The organism is Flavobacterium sp. FlaQc-30 (assembly GCF_044005885.1).
Classification (GTDB): Bacteria; Bacteroidota; Bacteroidia; order Flavobacteriales; family Flavobacteriaceae; genus Flavobacterium.
Genome location: NZ_JBIPCO010000008.1, coordinates 303,556 through 326,672, shown reverse-complemented (window position 1 = coordinate 326,672; position 23,117 = coordinate 303,556). Strand labels below are relative to the sequence as shown.

Annotated in this window: 10 protein-coding genes; 2 read left to right on the top strand and 8 right to left on the bottom strand. The window is 39.3% G+C overall.

Annotated features, from left to right (window positions below; all coding sequences use genetic code 11):
- Positions 1–226: 226 nt before the first annotated feature.
- The 8 genes from ACHRV0_RS18260 to ACHRV0_RS18225 form a co-directional block, all read right to left on the bottom strand.
- Positions 227–1,717 carry a DUF1254 domain-containing protein gene (locus ACHRV0_RS18260; RefSeq protein ID WP_395441934.1) on the bottom strand — a complete coding sequence of 497 codons (1,491 nt, stop codon included), beginning with the start codon at positions 1,715–1,717 and terminating at the stop codon, positions 227–229.
- Positions 1,718–1,732: 15 nt separating this feature from the next.
- A complete protein-coding gene (locus tag ACHRV0_RS18255) occupies positions 1,733–3,187 on the bottom strand; it encodes a DUF1254 domain-containing protein (protein ID WP_395441932.1) in 1,455 nt (484 codons plus the stop codon).
- A gap of 446 nt (positions 3,188–3,633) precedes the next feature.
- Positions 3,634–10,191, bottom strand: coding sequence for a gliding motility-associated C-terminal domain-containing protein (locus tag ACHRV0_RS18250; protein WP_395441930.1), 6,558 nt, complete (start codon positions 10,189–10,191; stop codon positions 3,634–3,636).
- 54 nt (positions 10,192–10,245) lie between these two features.
- A complete protein-coding gene (locus tag ACHRV0_RS18245; RefSeq protein WP_395441928.1) occupies positions 10,246–12,189 on the bottom strand; it encodes an OmpA family protein in 1,944 nt (647 codons plus the stop codon).
- Positions 12,190–12,200: 11 nt separating this feature from the next.
- Positions 12,201–13,112 carry a type IX secretion system membrane protein PorP/SprF gene (locus ACHRV0_RS18240; RefSeq protein ID WP_395441926.1) on the bottom strand — a complete coding sequence of 304 codons (912 nt, stop codon included), beginning with the start codon at positions 13,110–13,112 and terminating at the stop codon, positions 12,201–12,203.
- 1,174 nt (positions 13,113–14,286) lie between these two features.
- On the bottom strand, positions 14,287–14,931 hold the full coding sequence (locus ACHRV0_RS18235) for a hypothetical protein (protein ID WP_395441925.1): 645 nt from the start codon (positions 14,929–14,931) through the stop codon (positions 14,287–14,289).
- Complete coding sequence (locus ACHRV0_RS18230; RefSeq protein WP_395441924.1) at positions 14,907–19,487, bottom strand: SMEK domain-containing protein; 4,581 nt, start codon at positions 19,485–19,487, stop codon at positions 14,907–14,909. Before ACHRV0_RS18230 ends, ACHRV0_RS18235 begins: the two co-directional genes overlap by 25 nt.
- Positions 19,488–19,900: 413 nt before the next feature.
- The gene (locus ACHRV0_RS18225) at positions 19,901–20,146 is read right to left on the bottom strand and encodes a hypothetical protein (protein ID WP_395441922.1); all 246 of its coding nucleotides are present in this window, start codon (positions 20,144–20,146) and stop codon (positions 19,901–19,903) included.
- 351 nt (positions 20,147–20,497) lie between these two features.
- Here ACHRV0_RS18225 and ACHRV0_RS18220 point away from each other — a divergent pair, with 351 nt between their 5' ends.
- Positions 20,498–21,394 (top strand): putative phage abortive infection protein, encoded by an 897-nt coding sequence (locus ACHRV0_RS18220; protein WP_395441921.1) that lies wholly within the window; start codon positions 20,498–20,500, stop codon positions 21,392–21,394.
- Between the two features lie 68 nt (positions 21,395–21,462).
- Positions 21,463–23,091 carry a hypothetical protein gene (locus ACHRV0_RS18215; protein ID WP_395441920.1) on the top strand — a complete coding sequence of 543 codons (1,629 nt, stop codon included), beginning with the start codon at positions 21,463–21,465 and terminating at the stop codon, positions 23,089–23,091.
- The last annotated feature ends 26 nt before the right edge of the window (positions 23,092–23,117 follow it).

The following is a 23,117-nucleotide window of genomic DNA, read 5'->3' as shown; positions in this document are numbered from 1 at the left end:
TTTGATTGTACGCAGATCTGCTGATGCGTCAAAAAAATGGGAGTCCGTAAAGTGAAAACTTTAAAAGACCCATACAGCAGATTTTTCAACTGTTCAAAATTTGCGGCAAAATAGTCGGCGTATGCCGCTTTTGAAAACAAAAACTTAGAAAAAAGAGCCTGGGCACGTTTAAGCCATAAATGTACTATCAAACCCAAACTGCTTTTAAAGCTGCAATCTCAAAACATCATTCAACTTTTATTACTGCCGGCGGAGTCCAGTTTCCATTTACTACTTCCTCCTTTGGCCAGTAAGTGCGGAGATAAAGCGAAAAATCCCCCTTTTCAACGGCCGGAAGCCAATTGTTTTGGGTTTTCGCATCAGTCGGAACTGATTGAATATAAATGGTCAGCGAACCGTCCGGATTATATGCCATTGTCTTGTTCTTTGTCCCCAATGAATATCTGTTGAGCTTGTTGATTTCAAAAAAGTGATGCTCGTTATATAATGTAAGCGACCAAAATCCATTAACAGGTGGCAGCTGCCCTTTGGCAAAAGTAATTTTATATTTGTTCGAGCTGTTTAATCGGGCACCTTCTGAATCCAGATCCTGATAAAAGTAGCGTGTTTCATTAGGGGCATTAACCAGGATATTGGATTTGGCTACCGCAGTGCGCGTAAAATAATCTGTGCCCCAAGATGCGCCGTTCGTTACCCCTGACCAGTGAAACGGCAATTGGATCCCCCAGTTGCGGAATTCCATTAAAGGTTTTATTACCTGACGCTCTGTCTCAACGGCTGCATCGATCATCGCCTGTTTCAGTTTTGGGTCTTTCTTTGCGGCTTCCACTACAGCAAGTATCTGCTTGTATTTCGCCTCCTCGCCCGGCAGTGGCTTTGCATCTGCCAGCACGATAGGAAGCTCGTCAAAGAATGTCTGGGGGTTCACCCATACCGCTTCTTCTTTTCCTCCTTCGCCTCCGGGAAGTTTTTTGATATTGGCCCAATCGATGGTTTTCATTTTGCCGTCATAATCAGACAAGGGATACATAACCACTGATTTGAGTACCTCCTGAATTGCTTTTCGGTCTTCTTTTGTGTCATCCAGAAAAACACGGGGCCCCACAAGTCCAGTATTGGTTGACGAGCGGAAAACTTTTATTATTCCCTTAGGCACCTCTCCTTTCCAGTCCGGTCCGGCCAATAAATAAAATCCCGGCTTATTGTCGTACATCTTTCCCAATTTTGCGAAACTTTCGGTGCGCAGATCAACTATCTGGTAGACCCAGAAACGTTTGCCAAAATCAGGCACTTGCACCACAACGGGCGATTGGTCCAAAGCAAGGCATCCAATACCGTAAACCACATCCTGGTTCGGGCAGGCTATGGCACGTTCCGTAGGTATCACATAATCGGTAAGCATGGTAAACTGATTCAGCGGAGCCATAAGCAGAGGTCCGGACAGGGCCAGCTCTTTTACATCCTTGAAAGCCATTCGGCGGTTGTACATATTTACCAGCGGCCATGCCCAAAAATAGGCATCTTTAGCCGCCAAAGCGGCATACTCTTGAGTAATTTTTACATTGGTGTCGGGACCCGTTGGCAGCTCGCGTGCTGTCTGGGATGTCGCTAGGCTGTCAATCCCTTTAGAATTTGATGCTTTCGTATCACTGTTTTTATTTTGGTTGCATGCCGTCAAGGCTGCAATCAAAATCACGCAGATGAGTTTCTTTTCCATAAGTTTAGCAATTGATTATTTAACCTCTTCTATATCTCCAAGTTTCCATACCCTGTCAAAAAAGGGCTTTTCCGGGCCGTAAAGCCTGAATAATACTTCAAATTTTCCTTTAGGGTCCGTTGGGATCCAATTTGATTCCTTGCCTGCAGGGGATTTTGGGCCGAAGAAAATATCGACCGAGCCATCTGTGTTCTTTTGGATCTCTGTCGCATTCGATGCTCTGCTTGCACGTGGCAGATTTTTGATAAGGCAATGTGTTGTCCGGTCGTAGACTGTTGCCGACCAGTATTGCTTGGTGGGCACATTTGCAGGCACGTGGAGCATATAGGTTTTATCTCCATCAAGCGCGCGGCCTTCCCTGTCTTTTCCTGCAATAAGATATATTTGCGCTGTACCCAGGCGTTTTATGCCTACATAACCGATTGAATAGGTTAATGCACGGGCATCTGTAGGATAAATATCAGATTCCGCATATCCCGAAGATCCCGCCTTAACGAGTTCCGGCATTGCGGGAACAGCCCATTTAGCATCAGGATTTATCGGCGGGAAGCCTTTTTCAAGCATTGCTTCCAAATAGTCATGCGCACTTTTTGCCGCCGCATTCAGAATCTCGGTGGTTCGTGCATCAGGGTTATAGGGTTTCCCTTTTTCAATGCCTATGCTTTTTAGTTTATCAATCATCGCCTTATCGCGCACCAGCATAGGCTGGCTTTGCACAATTCGGTCAAGGGAGATGAAAAACCGGCTGTTGTAGGGGATGACGGAATTGTAAAGCACATCCTTCACGTCTGTATATTTTGTTTCGCCGGGATTATTGGCTTTAGCAAGCGGATATAGTTTTAGCTGTTTGCCGTAATTGACGGCATTCACTATATCGGCATCACTGTGGCTGGGCAGGTTGGATCGGAATAATCCATAACCCTCATAGGTATCGGCTTTCAGCACAATGTATCCTTTAGGAATATTTTCCTTATAGTCAGGCGGCAGTATCAGATATTTGCCGCCAGCGCCTTTATCGGCTCCGTAAGGTCCTGCATCTTCAAGGGGCATCTGCCAGATATTGTCAATATTGGCGGCAAAGGAGCCATTTTTTGCCGCAGGAACATCTATAACTATTGGCCCTGCATCCTTTGTGTTGAAAAAAAACATAAAGTAAATCGCGTCGGGATTTGGCGTTAGCGTCTGATTATGCCAGTCTACGGGTTTTGACCAAAATATGATCTCATTTTGTTTCCCTTTGGTGCTGCCCAGCATTGCCTGAAGCATAAGATCATAATTAACGGCAGGCATGCCCCATACTAAAGCTTCGATTGCGCGTTGGTAAACCATCTGTTCCTTGATGCTGGCAGGTTTGAATTCTGCCGAAACAGCACCCTCAATATCGGCTTTCTCACCGGAATTTGCTGATGGTGTTTGGTTGCATGCCGCCAATAGCAGGACAAATGAAAAAACAAAGAGACTTTTTTTCATAATATATCAAATTTTATCAGTTATATATCTTCTTCTTTCGTTATGCAGCCATCAAAAAAAACATGCCTATAATAATGCCATTTAAAACTACAGCACTCTTCCAGCCTTTAAGCTATCATATTTAACATCAAACAATTACATAAAAATAACAAAAAAATCTTACAGCATTATTTTTTCCAGTTTTTTTTTTTTAAAATATGAAATTTAATAGAAATGCAAAATACGGCCCCCCGCTATTAGGGGCTCTTCCTATTTTTTACAAAAAACTAAGGCAGCCCTGGCGACACAATCTGATTAAGAATGGTAAAACAATGGTTTGGCAATGCCCCATTTGTTAAAGAACATATATCGCTATTTCAAAAAAGCTTCATTTTTACCGCAGAATGCCTTAAATCTAAAAACACTCCAAACAGCATTTATTTAAAACATGTTTGAAGTGTTTTTTATTATTGATTCATGCTTAAATAAAGATAACCTGCCGTTGTTATTTCTCTATCCTCGGAATTTTGATATCTGACGATATAATAATATGTGCCTGTCGGAAGTCCTTTGCTTTGATTGATCACCGCCCTTCCATTAGAGTAGCCCTCAAATGCATTGCTCTCATTATTGTATCCATCGGTGTGAAAAACAATTACTCCCCATCGGTTATAAATTTCAACTGTATTTTTTGGATAACATTCAATACCATCAATTTTAAAAGTATCATTTATGTTGTCTCCATTTGGAGAAATTGCATTGTGAACGACTACTTGGCAACCTACTATATCAAGAACTGTTGGATCATTGTCCTCGTTGGTAGGCGACGATTTATCAGACAAGTCATTAACATCTTCCCCATTAGGGTTTACAGGTGTAGGCGGTCCGGTAGCTTCTGCCAAAGCCTGATTGACGACCTGTCCTTTTGCCAAATCACCTGAAGTGAGAACGTAGTCTGCTCGATAAAGCCACTTCTCGTTTGTATCCAGATATCCGTTTGAATTGAGATCACCAGTTTTATTGCCCGAATCTACAGGATCAAGAGTAGGTGCCGATAATCCAGGAAGAGGGTCAGTCACTCTCACATTGCTTAAACGGGTATTTCCAATATTGCTCACAGTAAAAAGATAACTAATGACATCCCCAACTTTTGCATTATTGAAATTTCCGCTGAATGAAGCAATTTCTTTAATAATTGCAATTTTTGGAATATTTGGCAACGGCACTACAGTACATGTCGGGCAATTTGGATCATAATATTCATCACCAGGCTTAACAGGATCAGTTGGATCTTCAGATGTATCTGTAACAACTGTACCTCCCGGATTATCCGGTGTAGATGGAGTATTTCCCTGTGCAATTGCGCTATTGTAAACCACTCCCTTCTCAAAATCTGATTCCTTGATTGTATAAATTAACTCAGCCCTGCCCGTTTGTCCAGGATCCAAAGTGCCAGGTGTTACCGATAAATTAGTTATACCTAAAAATTGATCATTAATTTTTACATTTTCCAATCTGATATTTCCTGTATTCTGCGCCGCAAAAGTGTATGTAATTGTTTCATTGACATCTGGAAAACCATTTCCGTTGCTATCATTAGAAGCAGAGAAAGAAGCATCTTTATATAATAAAATTGAAGGCTGTGGTATAATTGGAGTCAAAATCACACTATCTTGATCATTTTCTGATGGATCGTTGTTGTTTGGAGTTGAATTCGGATCAAAATTATCCGAAGCATTTATTTGCGCTACATTTTTGTATTCATCCGCAGTCCCAGTCGAAGTATTGACTCGGACCTTGTAAACCAATGAAACAGAATTATTAACTGAAATATTAAAAGTTGGCCATGTAATTGTATTACCAGATAACACTCCACCGTTGTTTGCACTAATAAAAGTATAACCAGACGGCAATACATCATTTGCACGTACACCTGTGGCGTCATTTGGCCCAAGATTACTTACCGTTATGGTAAAATCAACCTGATCGCCAACGAAAGGCGACATATTGCTTACAGTTTTCGTCAAAGCAATATCTGAACACAAAATAATTGCTAGCTCTACTTTTAAAGCATTGCCAATACTATTTTCGCAAATAGCATTATTTTGAACAGTAACATAATAAGAGGTATTGGCTGTAATAGCTGGGGTCACAAAAGTAGTTCCTGTATAAAGCAAAACAGACAAATTAACATCTTGGTACCATTTGAAAATAGGATTACTGATAGCACTAGTAGCTGTAATTGAAGCACTGCCTCCTGTACATAACGAAGCATTTGCTGTGCTTACCGAAATATCAGAAGCCAAAGCCAAAGGATTAACCGTCACCACTACCGCCTTTCTGGTATTGACGGCATTCTCGCACACACCATCCCCGCTCACGCTCACATAATACGTAGTGGTTGTTGCCGGACTAACGTTATAGGTAGCTCCAGTGCTCAGTACCGTTGTGCTGGTTTGGTCGGCGTACCATCTGAAGACCGGAGTGGTAACCGTAGTAGATGAAGCCGTCAGCGTGGCGGATGCTCCCGCACAGATCACAGCGTCGGAGGCTGTTATATCGGAATCAAGCCCCAAAGGATTAACCGTCACCACTACCGCTTTTCTGGTATTGACGGCATTCTCGCACACGGCATCCCCGCTCACGCTCACATAGTACGTAGTGGTTGTTGCAGGACTAACGTTATAGGTGGCTCCAGTGCTGAGCACCGTTGTGCTGGTCTGGTCGGCGTACCATCTGAAGACCGGAGTGGTAACCGTAGTAGATGAAGCCGTCAGCGTAGCGGATGCTCCCGCACAGATCACAGCGTCGGAGGCTGTTATATCGGAATCAAGCCCCAAAGGATTAACCGTCACCACTACCGCTTTTCTGGTATTGACGGCATTCTCGCACACGGCATCCCCGCTCACGCTCACATAGTACGTAGTGGTTGTTGCAGGACTAACGTTATAGGTGGCTCCAGTGCTGAGCACCGTTGTGCTGGTCTGGTCGGCGTACCATCTGAAGACCGGAGTGGTAACCGTAGTAGATGAAGCCGTCAGCGTAGCGGATGCTCCCGCACAGATCACAGCGTCGGAGGCTGTAATATCGGAATCAAGTCCCAAAGGATTAACCGTCACCACTACCGCCTTTCTGGTATTGATTGCGTTTTCACAAACGGCATCACCGCTCACGCTCACATAATACGTAGTGGTTGTTGCAGGCGTAGGACTGTAGATTTCTCCTATTGAAAGTGGCGTAACAGATGTCTGATCCGCATACCAAATGAACTCAGGATTAATAAGAGATGATGATGCGCTTAAAACTGCAATCTCACCCGAACAAATAGTCTGATCAGCTACAATTATATCTGCGTCCGTCGCTAATGGATTGATTGTGACTGTCACCGCTTTTCTTGTATTTATTGCATTCTCACATACTCCATCCCCACTCACACTCACATAATAAGTCGTAGTTGAACCTGGCGAAGGACTGAAAGTTGCTCCATTATGAAGTATAGTTGTTGCCGTCTGGTCAACATACCATCTGAATACTGGAGTAGTCACTGTAGTCGATGAAGCTGTCAAAACAACTGCATCATTTGGACAAGCTGTGACATCTGTAGCTACTATATCTGTAGCTGTTGCTAAGCCGTTAACTGTAACTGTTACAGCTTTTCTTGTATTGATGGCATTCTCGCAAACTCCAGTACCAGCAACACTTACATAATACGTAGTAGTAGACACGGGTGAAGGATTATATGTGGCTCCAGTACTCAATACTGTTGAAGTAGTTTGATCAGCATACCATCTGAAGACCGGTGAAGCGACACGTGAAGAAGCGGTCAAAGAAGCAGTAGAGCCTCCACAAATTTCTTGATTATCGGTGGCTATATCAGATGATGTAGCCAATGAATTTACTGTCACTACAACTGCTTTTCTTGTATTTACTGCATTCTCACAGACTCCGTCCCCGGTTACACTTACGTAATACGTTGTAGTTACGGCGGGAGAAACAGTGTAAGTATCTCCAGTGTAGAGAACTGTAGCACTTGTTTGATCAGCATACCATCTAAAAACGGGCGTGGTCACGGTAGTTGATAAAACCGCTAATGCTGCAGAAGAACCAGCACATATTGTTGCGTCTGCACTTGCTATATCGGAATCAAGTCCTAAAGAATTGATTGTTACTGTAATAGGTTTTCTATTATTGATTTCATTCTCACAAACATCATTACCTTTTACACTGACGTAATACGTTGTAGTGGATGCTGGAGAAACAGTATACGTTGTACCAGTATTAATTGCTGTCGTACTGGTTTGATCAGCATACCATGTAAAGGTAGGAATACCAATAGTCAATGTACTTACCGTTAGCGTAGCACTACCGCCAGGACAGACTGCAGTGTCTGCACCCGTAATATCAGATGCGACAGCAGAGGCATTGACATCTACAGTAATCATTCTTGTTGTTGCAGCTGATGGACAGCCACTCAAGCCAGTTATAGTATAGGTAATTGTTGCAGTTCCCGGTCCATTACCAGTAATTACCCCATTTGCATCTACAGTGGCAATACCAGGATTATCTGTACTCCAAAGTCCGCCCGGGTCGCCATCAGTAGTAAAAAGGGTTGTATCTCCAGGACATAAATTCTGTTTTCCTGATAAAGTCCCCGGATTTGCTTGAATAATATTTACTGAATAAACAGAAGGTATAACCGGACAACTTCCCGTTTGTATTATTGTATATTTTATATTCGTTGTACCACGTGCAACACCGGTCACCACGCCATTTATATCAACTGTTGCAATCGTTATATCCTCGCTTTCCCAAACACCTCCTGGAGTACCGCTCGAAGTTAATGCAGAAGTACCACTAATACAAATATCCTGATTTCCTGAGATAGTACCCGATTCTGCCGCATCTTCAACAGTAACGGTTCTTGTTGCAGATACATTTGTGCATCCTCCCGTTCCTGTTATTGTATAGCTTATAGTTGTAGTGCCAGCTAATAATCCCGTAATTATTCCACTGCTGTCTACAGAAGCAATTGTAGGGTCAAGACTGGACCATGTCCCCCCTGTCTCACCATCTGAACTAAAAGTGGTCGTTGTTCCTTGGCAGATATTTTGCGTTCCTGATAAATTTCCGGCATTTGGTGGCGCGGTTATGGTCAAAGTTACAGGAGTCCTTACTGCTGTGACACATGTACCATTATTTCCTTGTGCATAATAAGTAATAGTGCCAACAGCACTAAGAGTTGGAGAAGCTACTATATTTTCTCCCGTAGCTGCATCATACCAAACAACAGACTGACCAGCGGGAACACTGGCGGTTGCTGTCAGTGTTGTTGGAAAGCACCCCTGAGTTGATACGGTAGTATCTACTGGAACACTTGCCGCGGTTAAAGTAATTAACGCATTGTTGGATATATTCCCATCTGCATCCCTTCCATTGTAAGCAATTGGTGTTGGACTTATTACACTGCTTGATTCTGGTTCAAAAGTTACTTGTCCAGATGTATTGATTTTCCATATTCCATCTCCTGGAATAGTCATTTGTATTATATCGCCAAAACCATCTACAACAATATTTGTTGCAGTGCCGGGATTCACTAATCCTGTTGTAAGGGGGACAATAACTTCTCCTGTAGTGTCATTGGAGAGTACATTAATCAGACCAGAAGGTGAACCAACATTAAAACAGGCAAAATCAGGCGTTGCAGCTGGAAGCCCAATGGCATAATCTTCAACTTCCCCATCCATAAAAGCACCGCCGGAATCAGCAGTCGTTATAGCTTCTGTGGTTACTCGCACCCTAAGATATGTTTTTGCATGTCCGGATGTATTGGTCAATGTAACATTATTCCATGTAAGGTTTACGCTTCCTGCCAATGTTCCCGCGGGAGTTGTTGCGGTAGTACCTTCTCCTGGCTGAAAAACACCATCATTGTTCCAGTCAATCCATGCCACATAATTTGCTGCAAGCCCTGTATTATTGTGAAAATTGGCAGCAACTGTATAAGTGTTGATTAATTGTCCATTATTGGTCAATGGCGGAAAGGTCGGAACACCATCATCATCAATAGAACTATTAGCCAACGCAGAAGGCTGGCCATCCGCTTCAGCAAGATTTGAATCTCCTAAGGAAAGAGTACCAACAACCCCGTGCGAAGGACCGCCTGATGCCAACAAGGTTTTATAACTGTCTGGCGCATCACCAAAATCAGAACTAATTGTTATTACGATTGGACTTAAACCGGACGCTTGAACGTTGGCCTGGCCTGTAACGCTCCAAATACCTGTCATTAGAAAAAAATCTGTCACTTTGGTTGCGGACGAAGGTGGCGTAAATAACACCTGATGATTTAAATCATCTGGCGTTCCCGAGCCTCCATTTGTTGTCTGGCGTCTTATGGTCATTGCGTTTGGCAAAGCAGCCGAAGCAGTAGCGCCAATAGAATTCGTAATTAAAGTTCTCCAGCTATGTCCTGCTGCAGAAGTATTTATATTTTGATTTGTAAGTTGTGTCGTCGGACCGCTGATGGAATAAGGTACATATGTATTGCCATTATATCCAAAAAAAGCCACCCACTCTGCATTTCCGTTCGGTGTGCCATGAACCCCATCGATATCTAAAGCAAGAAAATTGATGCTGGAAATTGGCCTGCTGAAATAAATCCTGAAACCAATACTGTTCGTACAGTTATTCCCCAGTCCATTATCGGCATTCTGGGTATTGGCCATTTGAATTTTGGTGAAATTTGTCGGTGTTTTGTCTCCAACATAAGCCGGAAGCGTAATTCCAGTGAATAATCCTCCGATATCCGGCCCTGGAGTTCCTGAACCCGCAGCTCCTGTAGAATGTGTAGCGCTGCCCGTAGTTATAAGCTGTGCTTTTACAATAGTTCCATCAGGCATTCTTTTTCCATTTGGCATTGAACTTAAAATATCAGCAATTGAAAAACTGTAATTCGTTTGAGCAGATACACTTGTTACTAAAAACACTGTAATAAATACTAATAAGATTTTAACTGTATTTTTCATTATCGATAAATTTTAATGTGCTATATTTTTCTCTTTCAGATAAGGCAACCAGATTTACAAAGCAGTAATAATAAATTCGCTTCGTCTATTTGCCTGATGTTCTTCTTCGGTACATTGAACTCCATCTGAACATTTATTGACAAGTTGCGTCTCTCCGTATCCTTTTCCAGTTAAACGGTTTGGAGCTATACCGTTTTTAATCAGCCAATTAATTGTTGATTTTGCTCTTCGGTCAGATAAAGCTTCGTTGTATTGATGCGTTGCTCTACTGTCTGTATGCGAACGAATATCAAGTTTCATATTAGGATACTCATTTAATACCGCTAATATTTTTTCTAAATCAATTGCAGCTTCGGTTCTGATATTAGATTTATCCAAATCAAAGTAGATCATTTTTATACCAAAGCAAACTCCAAGATCATCGCCAACAGTTACTCGGCAAATACCTCTATCTAAAGCAATTGGCAAGCTGGTTTTTCCGGTAGTTTTTGAAATGGTTACAGTTACTTCCTTAGTTTCATAGTCAGCTTTTTCGGCTCTCACATTATAGGTTTTACCACATTCTACAGAAAATGAATAATTTCCTGAATTGTCTGAAACTACAGTACTCTTGACTGCCATTTGATCGTCAAACAAAGTAACTTTTGTTTCAGGCAGAATTGCTCCTGTTTGAACATCAGTTATGACGCCATAAAGTTCCTGAATACAATTAAGTCTTCTGGTTTCTAAGAAACTGTAGATGTCATCAGAACCATGACCGCCGTCTTTATTCGAACTAAAATATCCTTTTCGGGTCGCTGGATCAATAATGTAAGCAAAATCATCTTTGGGAGAATTGACATCGGATCCTAAATTTTGGATATTGCTTATTTTACCATTTGAATCAATATTGGCAACAAAAACATCCAAACCTCCCAAACCGGGATGACCGTCTGACGAAAAATAAATCTCATTTTCACTTGTTACATAGGGAAAGGTTTCTTTTCCTTCTGTATTGATTGTATAGCCAAGATTTTCTGGCGTACCATAGCCTCCGTTTGAATTAATGCTTACTTTATACAAATCAGATTGACCGACTGTACCCGGCATATCAGAAGCAAAATAAAGTGTTTTTTCATCGGGACTTAAGGCAGGATGCGCCACACTGTATGCATTGCTGTTAAAAGGAAGTTCGGTGATATTTGACCATTTATTATCTTTATCTAACGTGGCTTTATAGATTTTTATAAAGGTGGTTTTGTTCTCATCTTTTCCTTTTTTTCCGTTGAGGTAATTATTTCTGGTGAAATAAACTGTTTTTCCGTCACGCGTAAAAACCGGAGAAGCTTCATGGAATTTAGTGTTTATTGCAGATTTAAACTTATTTACTTTTGCAGATTTTCCGGTTTCAGGGTCAAGATCTGTATTATAAATATTCGTAAAATACTCACCAGTCCATTTATGTTTTCGCTGTGTAAAATTTCCGGTATCTCTAGCTGAAGCAAAATAAAGTTTGTTGTTGTAAACAAATGATCCGTAGTCTGAATATTTGCTGTTTACTCCAGCATCTTCAATTTTATATCTTCCGGAGTTTGCTTTAATAAGATCCAAATAATTTACATCGTCTTTATAAAGCTTGCCTCTATTATCATTTTTTGATTTAAGATAAAAATCATCCATAAGCTTATTTGCTTTGTCAGCCTCGCCGATTGATTTTAGTGATTGTGCATATCTGTAATAGTATTCTGGTTCAACAGCTGTATTCATTGCAAACAACTCGCCGTACCATTTTGCGGCGCCTGCGAAATCGGAATTAAAATAATAGGAGTTTCCAAGCTTTTTGAACATATCCTCAGACTTGTAACCTTTGTTGGCAACTTTTTCGTATGTTTTTATCGCATCGACGTAGGCATAATTATCATATTTTTTATCTCCGGAATTTACTTTGGCTTGCTGCGCATAACTGCCAAAAGAAAAAGTACTTACAGCTGTAAGGAAAAGTAGTGTATAGTTTTTCATGATACTTTTTTTTAGAAGAAACGAGGAGTTGTGATTTTGCCATTGTTTATGAAGAATTCATAGCGCAGAAATATTTCGTGCGAGCCAGAATTATAGTTCCTTAATTGGGTGGTTTCTTGATCGTATCCATAGCCAACATATAATCCATCTGTGATTTGAAATCCAGCCATAGCACTCACGGCGGCGTCCCAACGATAGGCAACTCCTAAAGTCAATTTTTCGAAGAATAAAAAATTAGCCGATACATCGACCTGAAGCGGTGCTCCTTCAACCATTTTTGTCAGCAGTGCTGGTTTGAATTTTATTTCCTGCGAAAAATTAAAAACGTAACCGCCTATCAAGTAGTAATTTATTTTGTCTTTATAAATTGCTACATCATTGTCGTCATATCTGTTGGTCTGAATAAAGTTGGGGACAGACAATCCAATATAAGCTCGGTCTGAGTGCCAATAAATTCCAGCTCCTACATTTGGAGATACATCGCTGTCTAAGTTTTGAAATTGAGGATCACCTTGATTTTCAGGATTTAGTTTACTTGCATCAAGATTAAAGACGTCTACCGAACCTTTTATTCCGAAAGAAAGTTTCCAGGTTTCTGATGTGGGAATAGTATAGGACAAATCTACCGAAAATTCATTCTCATTTGTAGGCCCAATTTTGTCATTGACTAAAGAAGCACCGAGTCCAATATTGCTATTGTTTATCGGAGTATTTACAGAAATTGTATTTGTTTTTGGTGCACCATCTAACCCTACCCATTGGTCGCGGTGTAAAGCAAAAATACTCAGCACGCCGCGAGAACCAGCATAGGCAGGATTTATGTTTATTGTGTTGTACATATATTGCGTAAACTGCGCATCCTGCTGTGCATAACTGCCGCAATATCCAAATAGAAATATGTAAAAAAGTAGTTTTTTCCTCATCTTTCAAATTTTTAAATTTAACATTAAGGCATGACGAATTAGTCATAAGAACTGACGCTCTTCAACAAAATCAATAGAATAAATGTCTGATTAGTCAAATCAGTTCCAATAGTTTTATTGGAATCTTATAGACTAGACCAAAGGGAAATGATAAAATTTTAGGAGTGTACTATCCGGTTTGGAAAATATAAAGTGAATCAACACTTTATCAAAAGGCTTCAATTGGTTTGGCTTATAAAGAATTTTAAATTCTGTTAAGTACTTAATGACTTAAAAAAGGTGGGGCCAAAAATTGATGACAAACCGATTGAGTTTATCATGAATTGATTTATGTTGGGGTAGGCAAAAAATTTGAGGGCAGAAATTCACTTGAATAAAACTTATTTTATTGATCAGATAAAACAAGTCAGATAGTTCTCATATCATTTCTTTTAAAATGAGAACTGGTTAACAGTCTGCATTAAGAAAAAATCAAACAAAATAATTTTAAGATCTCTAAAGATTTAAAATTTGAGTAGTTAATCTACTCGCTCAATCATACTATTATATAAAATCTCTGATTACGAAAGTTGACAAACTCCAATAATAGTATTAAACCTCTTACAAATCTAGAACTTTTATATTGATAATCAACTATTTATATTATTTAATTTTACACTTTAACATAAATAACTCTAAATCTAGCTTTTTCACCTTTTACTTTTCCTGGAGATAGCTCCAATTTTGCCATAAAAGCAGGTTGTTGTTTTTTAATATTACTTTAGGAAAAGAAGGATCAATTTTATTAATTTAAAAATTAAAATCTTATCACTAGAAGAAAGAAGAGTAGTTGCACGAAATCATGTCAAAAATCAAAAATGACTTAACCATGTAAAGTTCGAATAATATCATTACTTACAAATGTCTACAAAATAACTTTCTGATTAGACTAAAGCCATTTATAAACTCTAATTTCATCAACAAATTTTGATTTGAATAATCTACGAATTATAATATAATTTTAATAAAAGCTAACCCGTTCTCTTTAGATAGTACCAAATTTTATTTTCAAGAATTTTATAAAAAACTATTACATCTTAATAAATTTAAATATACATATGTCTTAACATTTTTTAAAGTTTAACCCTTAAGATACATACAAACCGCTATTGGGTAAAAACATAAAATAATTATCTTACCAATTCACTTGAAAATAAGCCAATTTCTTTAAATCATTCATAAAATGATTTGTAAATTGTGAACTAAACGTCACTACTCGGGACAAAAGAAAAATATCATCTTTTGTCCCGTTTTTTTTTGTCCGTAATCTATTGTTTACCAAATAGATACAATTAACCATTTCATTGATTCGGGCGGTGCGGATTTTCTTTTCTTCAAATGTGAAATTTTCGGGAAAAATTAAACCAATCATCTCCCTAGAATCAGCTAAAGTCCCATCTTCAAAGGTCTTACCGAGTTTTAAAAGGTTTTCCAGTTCTGAGTTCGTTAACTGCTCTATATTAGCCCTGTCATCCTCTACATTTCCAATCTCTTTTTCCAGCTTGCTGATAATAGCATTGTACTCAACTTTCATCAGATTATAATCTTCAGGATCAATTTTCTCTGTAACTAATAAATTTCTGGCAACTGATAATTTCTTCTCGTACAGTGATATAACATCATTGCATTCTACAACTGCCATTGCATGCTCTGCTGTTTTTAACAAAAACATTATAAACGCCTGATTTGCAAAAAAATTAAACAAACATGGAACTTTAAAAAGAGACCCAGCTATTAGTATTTTCGGTCCATATCTTAGAAAACCTCTTTTAGGCTCCATGTAAGTTCTAGTGCTTCCTGTGAGCCCGATTGGGCAAACTGGTCAAGAATAGTAATAAGTCTATTGAAATTTTCGGGATCGGAGAGTATTTTTTTATGGTCCGTCATTAATCTTTCTGCTAATTTGACCACTTCACGCAGAGTCGAAGAATCGTATGTAAAACCATTTTTCGCGGCATATACAACCACAGAAACTGCCAGTTTAAGAGAATGTACAGGCTCATATCGAACGAAAAGATTAAGTGTCTGCATAAAATAATAGCCAGTATGGGCAGCCATAAAGCCATTTTCTATTTTTGACGATTCTTCTACTGTGTAATATAAGAGTGGCAGAAATTTATTAAACAACGCTTGGGTTTCTTTCTCCGATAACGTTAATGCTTTCTTTATTAATCCATGGCTTACCGCAAAATAAATATTCATAATAACATGGTCAATTATCTTTAGATCTTCATACAGACCACTGTCAGTTAAAGCTGAGTCGCCTGCATTAGTGAATCTATTTCTTAGGATCTCCTGCAGCACGTCAAAAAGGACAGATGCCTTTTCCAACCTTTCAATGAAGTTTTCTCCCCCATTTATAGAATTAATGCAGCTTCTTATCTGAAAGGTCAGGTTTCTACAAAATTCTCTATTATGCAAATTATCTTTTATGAGATTTAAGGCCTGCTCCCTGTCATGACGTAAAACCCTAGTAATCAGCAATACCGCAAAATTTTTCCATATCTCGCCAAGGGATTCCTTATCTTCCCCAGCTAATCGTGAAGCGATCAACCGGCTGGCTTTTGCCACTTCAGCCAGATCATCCTTTATAATGTTATCATAACAGAGTTCTTTAATTAAACGCGTTATGCACAATCCGTCAGATTCAAATTCAAGACGTTCAAAAATTTTGTCCCAAAATAAAGACCTGTGATAACGCCAGAAATAAGGTAGCGACGATAAAGAAGTCAGCCTTATATAGGCCGAATTATCACTCATAAGATTTAAAACCGTCTTTTCACTTTCAGCATCCCTATCTTCATACATCATATTGAGCAGCGGCTGGACTGATGAAGTGCGGGCACTAGGTGAAAATGCCCCGCCAAACCTGCTTCCTAGATCTCCGTTTTCATAAACCTGTACTTTGTAATCTTCAATTGAAATATAATGAAATGACATCTCTTTTATCAATCTTTTTTCTTCTTCACAGAGACCATCTTCTGCAGAAATAATGCTGCCAAATCTTGCCAGTTCGCGGTCACAGCTGAATTTCATGCGTTCATTGATAAATAATCCTTTGAGAGAAACATTAAAAAGCTGCGAAGCAGCTTTGAAAGGCACTTTAAAGCAGATCCTTTCATCTGGATTTTCAGGGTGCTTTTTGAACAGGCTGTTAAAGGATTCAACCTGTGAAAACAGGCTGTAATATTCACCGTAATCTTCCTGTTCATAAAATCCGGAATAGCTGCGCAATTCCTCAGCTGTAAGGGACTGCACTTCTGCTGCTGTGATTCCTTTTGAATGCTCAAGATTGTTTTCTGCAATTCCATGTGCCCTTATAAATTCCATAGTCTCTTCAAGCACCAAGCTTGCGTAAGGCACTTCAGAAAGAATCACTCTAATCCTGCGCACCTGCCATAATGGATCCGGATAATACGCTCTGGAATTTTCCAGTTTAAAGAGCATAGCTTCAATATTGCCGCGCTCCTCTCTGCTTAAATAAGGCCATACCTGCCCTAAAAGCGCTGCCGCTCCATAAATTGTTTCATCAGTCTCAAAAAATATTTTGTTGAGAAGCAGTTTATAAGCAAAATCAGAAAAAAGAGAAACATTATTTTTAAGAAAATCAAGCATTTTCTGCCACAGACAGCCTGCTTCCATCACTGGGACAAGTTCATAAAGTTTTTCTAAAACCAGTTCTTTCTCTAAATGTGAAATACTTTCCTGTAAAACTTCAAAAATTAGTTTTGCATGTGTATAGGGACCGTAATTTTCATCTTCATCAAACGATGAATAGTCATCCGTGATAAAACCCTTCGCATGGCCAATTACAATTTCTGATTTAAAGGAATGTGGCTCAAAACTGCGGGCGACACTTATTTTGTTTACTATAGCGGCACCTAGAGCTGCAGCGCAATAAAAATTAATTTCCAGCAATTGTTTATAGTTTTGTTCCAGTCCATAGTAATTGCCTTCAAAATCCTGCTTCCTGTTGCTGTTTAATGCCAGTACAGCTCCTCCCAGGGAGGTTGGCTTATCGCTCACTTCATTATGCAGGTAAATAGTTTTATAGACCTTGGCTCCAAATTCAGGATCACATTTAAAAACATCGGTTATGCATTCACTGAGTGTGCTAAAGTAATTTAACGGAAAATCTTCCTCTTCCAAGAGCGAAAGAATTTCTATTATAATTTCTTTGTTTTGCTCTGGATCTGAATAAAAAGTTTTACAGAGATTTTTAACTCCTCTGTAACCCGAGTTCTGGTCGATAAATGACCTGTTGTGAAAGAGCGGCCGCTCCTTTAAGACATATTGCATATATATGCGGCACGCTTCACCCAGCTTTAGCAGCTTTTCATTTTCAGTATTCTCAGTATTGTCAGAAAAGTAATCTATTGCTGTTTCTAGGTGAACTCCGGTCTCCCAAAGTAGCAAAGGGTGCAATTCACGGCAGATAACCGACAAAAGATCCAAATCAAACGAGCGGACATAACCTTTATGCACAAACCTAAGCGATTCAAGAACTTTTCGAAGGGATTCCGCTCGGCTCTCGTTATCAATTTCCTCCAAAACAGGCTGCAGATCTGCTGGACACTTAAAAGAGACGATAATTATAAAGTTGAGAATAGTCTGATGGAAGAGCCTGAAAACCGGTTCATCAACAGATCTGATCCCAAAATAGTGCTCCCAGAATAAATCAGGGCTGCTGTCCCAAAGTTCACTGTAAAAATATATAAAACTCTGTCTGAATAAAAAGGGCAGTTTCTCATTCTCCCTGATAAAACGAATCTGCTCGTCTAACTGTTCGTGCATCAGATATCTGTTCACGGCGTATTCCAGCAGAATGTTATGCGTAAAGGAGACCAGGTTTCGGTGTTCTGTAATGATATGCTGTCTGGACAGCTCTTCAAAATCATGTGCATGTTCAAGGGTAAGCACATTGTAGGTTTTGGCTACAAGACTAGGGACTGCTGCAAGTGAACTGGTGAGCTTATGTGCAAAAAAATCACAGCTCCTGCTACTTTCCACCCTGACTTTCCAAAAATACCCAAGCAATTGCCATTCTGCGGTGATGCCAGTCAGTCTTAATGCATCCCCGTGCTGATTTGAAACGATCTGCTGAAATAGTCCCAGAAAATATGGCACTAGTAAGAGTCTGCGTAGATCAGCAGTGCAGTTTTCAGCGGCATTTCTTATTTCAGGATAAGTAAAGAATATGTCATGCAGTTCTTTTTCATCCAATTGCGGAATTTCCATGTATCTGTTTTTTGCCTCATTTCCAAAGAGAACGGCGGGAAAAAGCTCCTGCAGTATTAGAGATTTGGATGCATCATAAGCCCGGCAGCAGACCAGAACATTCCATCCGCCTGAAAGCTTTTTCATGGCATTTCGAAGATGCTGGTATATTCTCGCTTTTAAACGTTCATCTTTTGCTGTATCAAGGGCATCAAATATTAAAAGCGGCTTTATTTCACCTGCTGTGTCCTGGACTATTGCTAATTTTTCCAGCCAGCTGTTTTTTACTCCAAGCAGTCCGCTGACTTCGACATCATCCCCATCAATGAGTTCATTGATACGGATCACAAAACAAGGAATTTCATTTTTATTGTATTCTCTCTGCAGTGCATCAATCATAAAAGATTTGCCATAACCCGGGCCGCCCGCAACAAGGCTATTTCCCTGCGTACTGAAATCAAACAACTTTTGCAGCAGTGCCTCTCTCCTGATTATAAAACCGGTATTAGCTTCAACCAATTCCTGACAGGGCTTATCTTGGGATCCCTCCTGCTGGCTGATGGTTATTGAACCGAGCTCATCCTGCAGAAGCGAATTAATCTCTTTGAGCTTCTGTGCATCGCAGCTGTGCTGCATTTCATGGATAAGCCAACTTAGATCAGCAGCCCTATAGGAAAGTTTTCCTTCTTTAAAAGTTTTAAGCAGGCCTTTGGTAACATTACTGGTTATAAAAAATACAATAAAATCTGATTCAGCATTAATACCGAAAGTTTTCATTGCGGAAACTGAATCATTAAATTTTTTGCGATAGGAACCGTTCGCAGTCACTTGCACATAAATATTCCTGCTTTGATCAACAAGGTCAAAAGCGCTTTGGTTGGAAATCAATCTGTTAGCGTTTATAAGCTCCCATCCAAAAATAATATTAAAAATTCTTAAAAAAAGTCCCTCGCCCAACACAGATGGTCCGCTGTTTCCAGTTTTGTTTGAGCTTTCAAGTTGCTGGGCATAAAGCAGAAGCTGGTTTTTAATATTTTCCAAAAAAATCGTTGAAACACTCATAATGAAGTAAACTTTGGCACTTTCAAATATAGCATAATTTCTAGTTACTCTGCCCATAGGGCAACCTTAAAGCAAATGATAATATTACATTTAAAAGAAATCTTTGTTTAATCAACAACTCATAATTTTTTAACTCAACAAAGTGGCTCAAATATTCAATTCTCCGAAGAAAATAAGACTTCGCAGCCGTCCAAGCCCCCATAGAAGTGAAATCCTTTTGCACTGGGGTTCGGCGCAAAAGATTGGAGCGTGCTGCTGGAAGAGCTTCCAAAAACGCATAATGAATTTCTCCTGCTAATCTGTTGCGCGGCTGTCTGCCATCTTCATATAATATGAGAAGTTTAAAATTAAAAAATAGAATTTGATAAATAACTGGTACTCACCACTAAGTTTCAAAATATACCTGGCAGAGTAAATGCAAAGCAGCCCAAGCGGGCGCTGTTTTGTCCCAGATGTTTTTAAAGTTCACTTTATCTTACCGTTATAGTATCCACAAGGTTTTCCCTGTCGATAAAGGCCGAAATGTACTGCTGGACTTCATTGCGTTTCTCTTCTGCGGTTTCAAAAATATTGATATGATATTCTTCATCCTGATCCAGAATGTGGATGATCTCGGTGTACCCTTTTGATATAAGGCTGCCTTTGAGTTTAAGAACCGTGTGCTGCTGGCGGGCATCCAAATCTTTTCTCACTTGTAGTTGTATCGCTTTTTTCATTGTGAAAGATCTGTATTAAAATATATTTTACTCTATACCAAATATACAGGAATTTTTAATTGAGCATACTAATGCAGCCAAAGTAAATTACTCCCTTTACTATATCCAGTGTAAACTTTCTGAATTGGCCTGATCAAAAATTAACCAGGCCTGCTATTAAAAACAGGTGTTTTTACCTAGTAATTTTTGTACTATAAACTTGATTTTTGCTGTACAGCAAAACAGAGAATTCCAGAAACAGAATGCATCAACGAAAGCGACGCAAGATACACGGCCGCTCATTTGGGAAAAACTGTATGCGGGATATGTGTAAAGAGTCTGTATAAAACCGAAAAAGATTAATTTTTTTCTATGGAAAACAACAAAAAAAAGACCAGTATATTTCAGCTTTCCAAAAGGGAAAAAATATGGATGGGCAGCTTAGGGCTTATCCTTGTTTTAGTTCCCATACTTTTTTTCCTATTTGCGGCGCAGCCCTCTGCCAGCGGAGATACCATCGGCGGAACTACAGCGCCTTTTTTAAGTTTTTTTGGCTCCATTTTAGTTTATATGGCACTTAAAGCACAGATAAATGCCAATACTATTATTACCGACCAGTTTTCGTTGCAGCAGCAGAAAGAAAACATTCAAAACTTTGAAAACTCTTTTTTCAACCTTATAAATTTTCATCTCAATATAGTGAACAGCATCGAAAAAACCTATATAAGAAATGAAGTTAGTCCAATCAGCAAGATATACAACTCCGAGAGTAAAACGGAATTTATTGCAAAAGGAAAGCAAGTATTCGAAATCGAATACGAGCAATTCAGCGACTTAATTGAGGAATCCTACTATCAGAAAAAAAGATATCTGAAGGAATTTGAACCTGGGTATTTTGAAGCAAATGAAACGCGGTTATCATATTTCAGGAAAGCTTATACTGCTCATTACCGCGAGGAGATTGATAACCAGTTTGGAAATTATTTCAGAAACCTCTACAGGCTGGTCAAAATAATTGATCAGTACGACTTTAAGATCAAAGACCCGGAGCAGGATCATCAAAAAAGATATTTTTATACCTCTATAGTCCGCGCCCAATTTTCTGATTATGAATTAAAATGGCTGTTTTTAAACGGCCTGTCTGAATTCGGCGCAAAATTCAAACCTCTTTTAGAAAAATATTCCCTTTTAAAAAATATAAACAGGCATGATGACGATCTAAAAAGTTATTTTAAATATTATGAAAACAAAAAAGTTTTCGGAGAATAAAACTGTTACCTGATGAACTGGGCAGTAAAATAATTTAGAAGTACTAAAATACGGCAATCCATTCCAAAATGAAATTAAATCCAAATCTTTTAACTTCCGAGGAAACTGCATTCCAAGAACTTGAATCTTCTTTGAACGGCACCAGTGCCAAAGGCATGTACAATCCAATGCAATTTGTAATAAGGCTTCGTGAGGATATCAATCAAGCATTAAAAAGTGATGGGATGAGCGCTGAAAAAATTCAGGCTTTTTCAACCTACATGCATGAAACTATCCATTGGTGGCAGCATGTAGGCTCGCATTTGGGATTTTTGACGAGCCTTAGTTATCCGGCAATGGCTCATTCAGCGCATAGGGACTTGAAGATAATGATAGAAAAAGGCGACAAATTTAAGCCATTGGTCAATTTTGACCAGATCGAGTTCCGCGAGAATGGAAATACCGATAATAGGGAGCTCAATAGCATTCTTAATTATTATTATGATATCCAATATGCTAAATTATTTATTTTAGACAACAAATACATCGAGAAGATTAGCGATAACAACCGCTTTTTTCTGTGCATTGGGCACTGTTTCCATATATTATGGTCGACCTCACTACACATTGTTTCTCTTTCCATTGACCCAGACTATTCCTTTCTTCCTAAAGTCAACCAGTGGCCGGAAAATTTTAAAAAACTAGCTGATGAAAAGGTCATAGGTTTTGATATTGATTCTCCAAATCCAGCCTCGACTCTCGGAACCAAAGCAATATATGAAGGTCAGGCCAGATTCAACCAGCTTCAATATCTTGCGATAGCTTTTCACAATCAATATGCATATGAAGATTTTAAAAAACTTGGAATGCTGCACGGCATTTATATAGAGGCCTTTGACTTTTTTCTGCAAACTACAGAAATAGAGCGCCCCGCTGATTTTAACAATCCAGTAATCGGTCTGTTTCTTCTGCTTTGCGATATAGCTATTAATCCCGTTGACGGATTTCCATTCGACATCACCCATTATGAAAGCTTCATTATTTCCAATGATCCCGGCATGAGGTTCAGTCTGCTTTGCAGAGCAGTTAAACAAGACAAGAACAAATGGGCCACAGCGGTCCAAAATTATTCACGAGATGAATATATTGATCTTAGCGAGGAATTATGTTCCCTTATAGCGTGCATGCCACCCATCTGCGGCAGTGTTATAGTGGCAGAATGGGAAAACACGCATGAATCTGTCAAGGTACTGCTCAAAGAAGAAAGTGAAATGAAATATAAAGCAGAGAACATGGAAATCAGGCTCTTTGTTTCCAAATATATACGCTTTCAGCAGGACAAGCTGCGTTACCCGCAAATATTCTGCTGGACCGGCAAATCAATGACCGTGGAAGCAGACCAGGAACTGAATCTTCAATTGGTGGAATCTATTTTCAATAAACATCAGGCGCTTTTTATTGATGAATCTGATGGTGTAATAAAACCAATTCTTTTTGAAAACTGCACAGAAGAAAATATCGATGCTACTTTCCAGCTATTCTATGCTCACAATACAATGCACGATATGATTTTCAAATGGATAAAAGAAAAAGGGGAATTTAAATACGATTACCAGTGGCTTACAAATCAACACAGCGAAGAGGACATGAAAAACTGGATAAGGAAGAACTTCAAAGAGGTCTTCAATATCTTTCCCGAAGACCTTAAAGTGATCTGAACTATACCTTGCAACTGCTCAAGCTT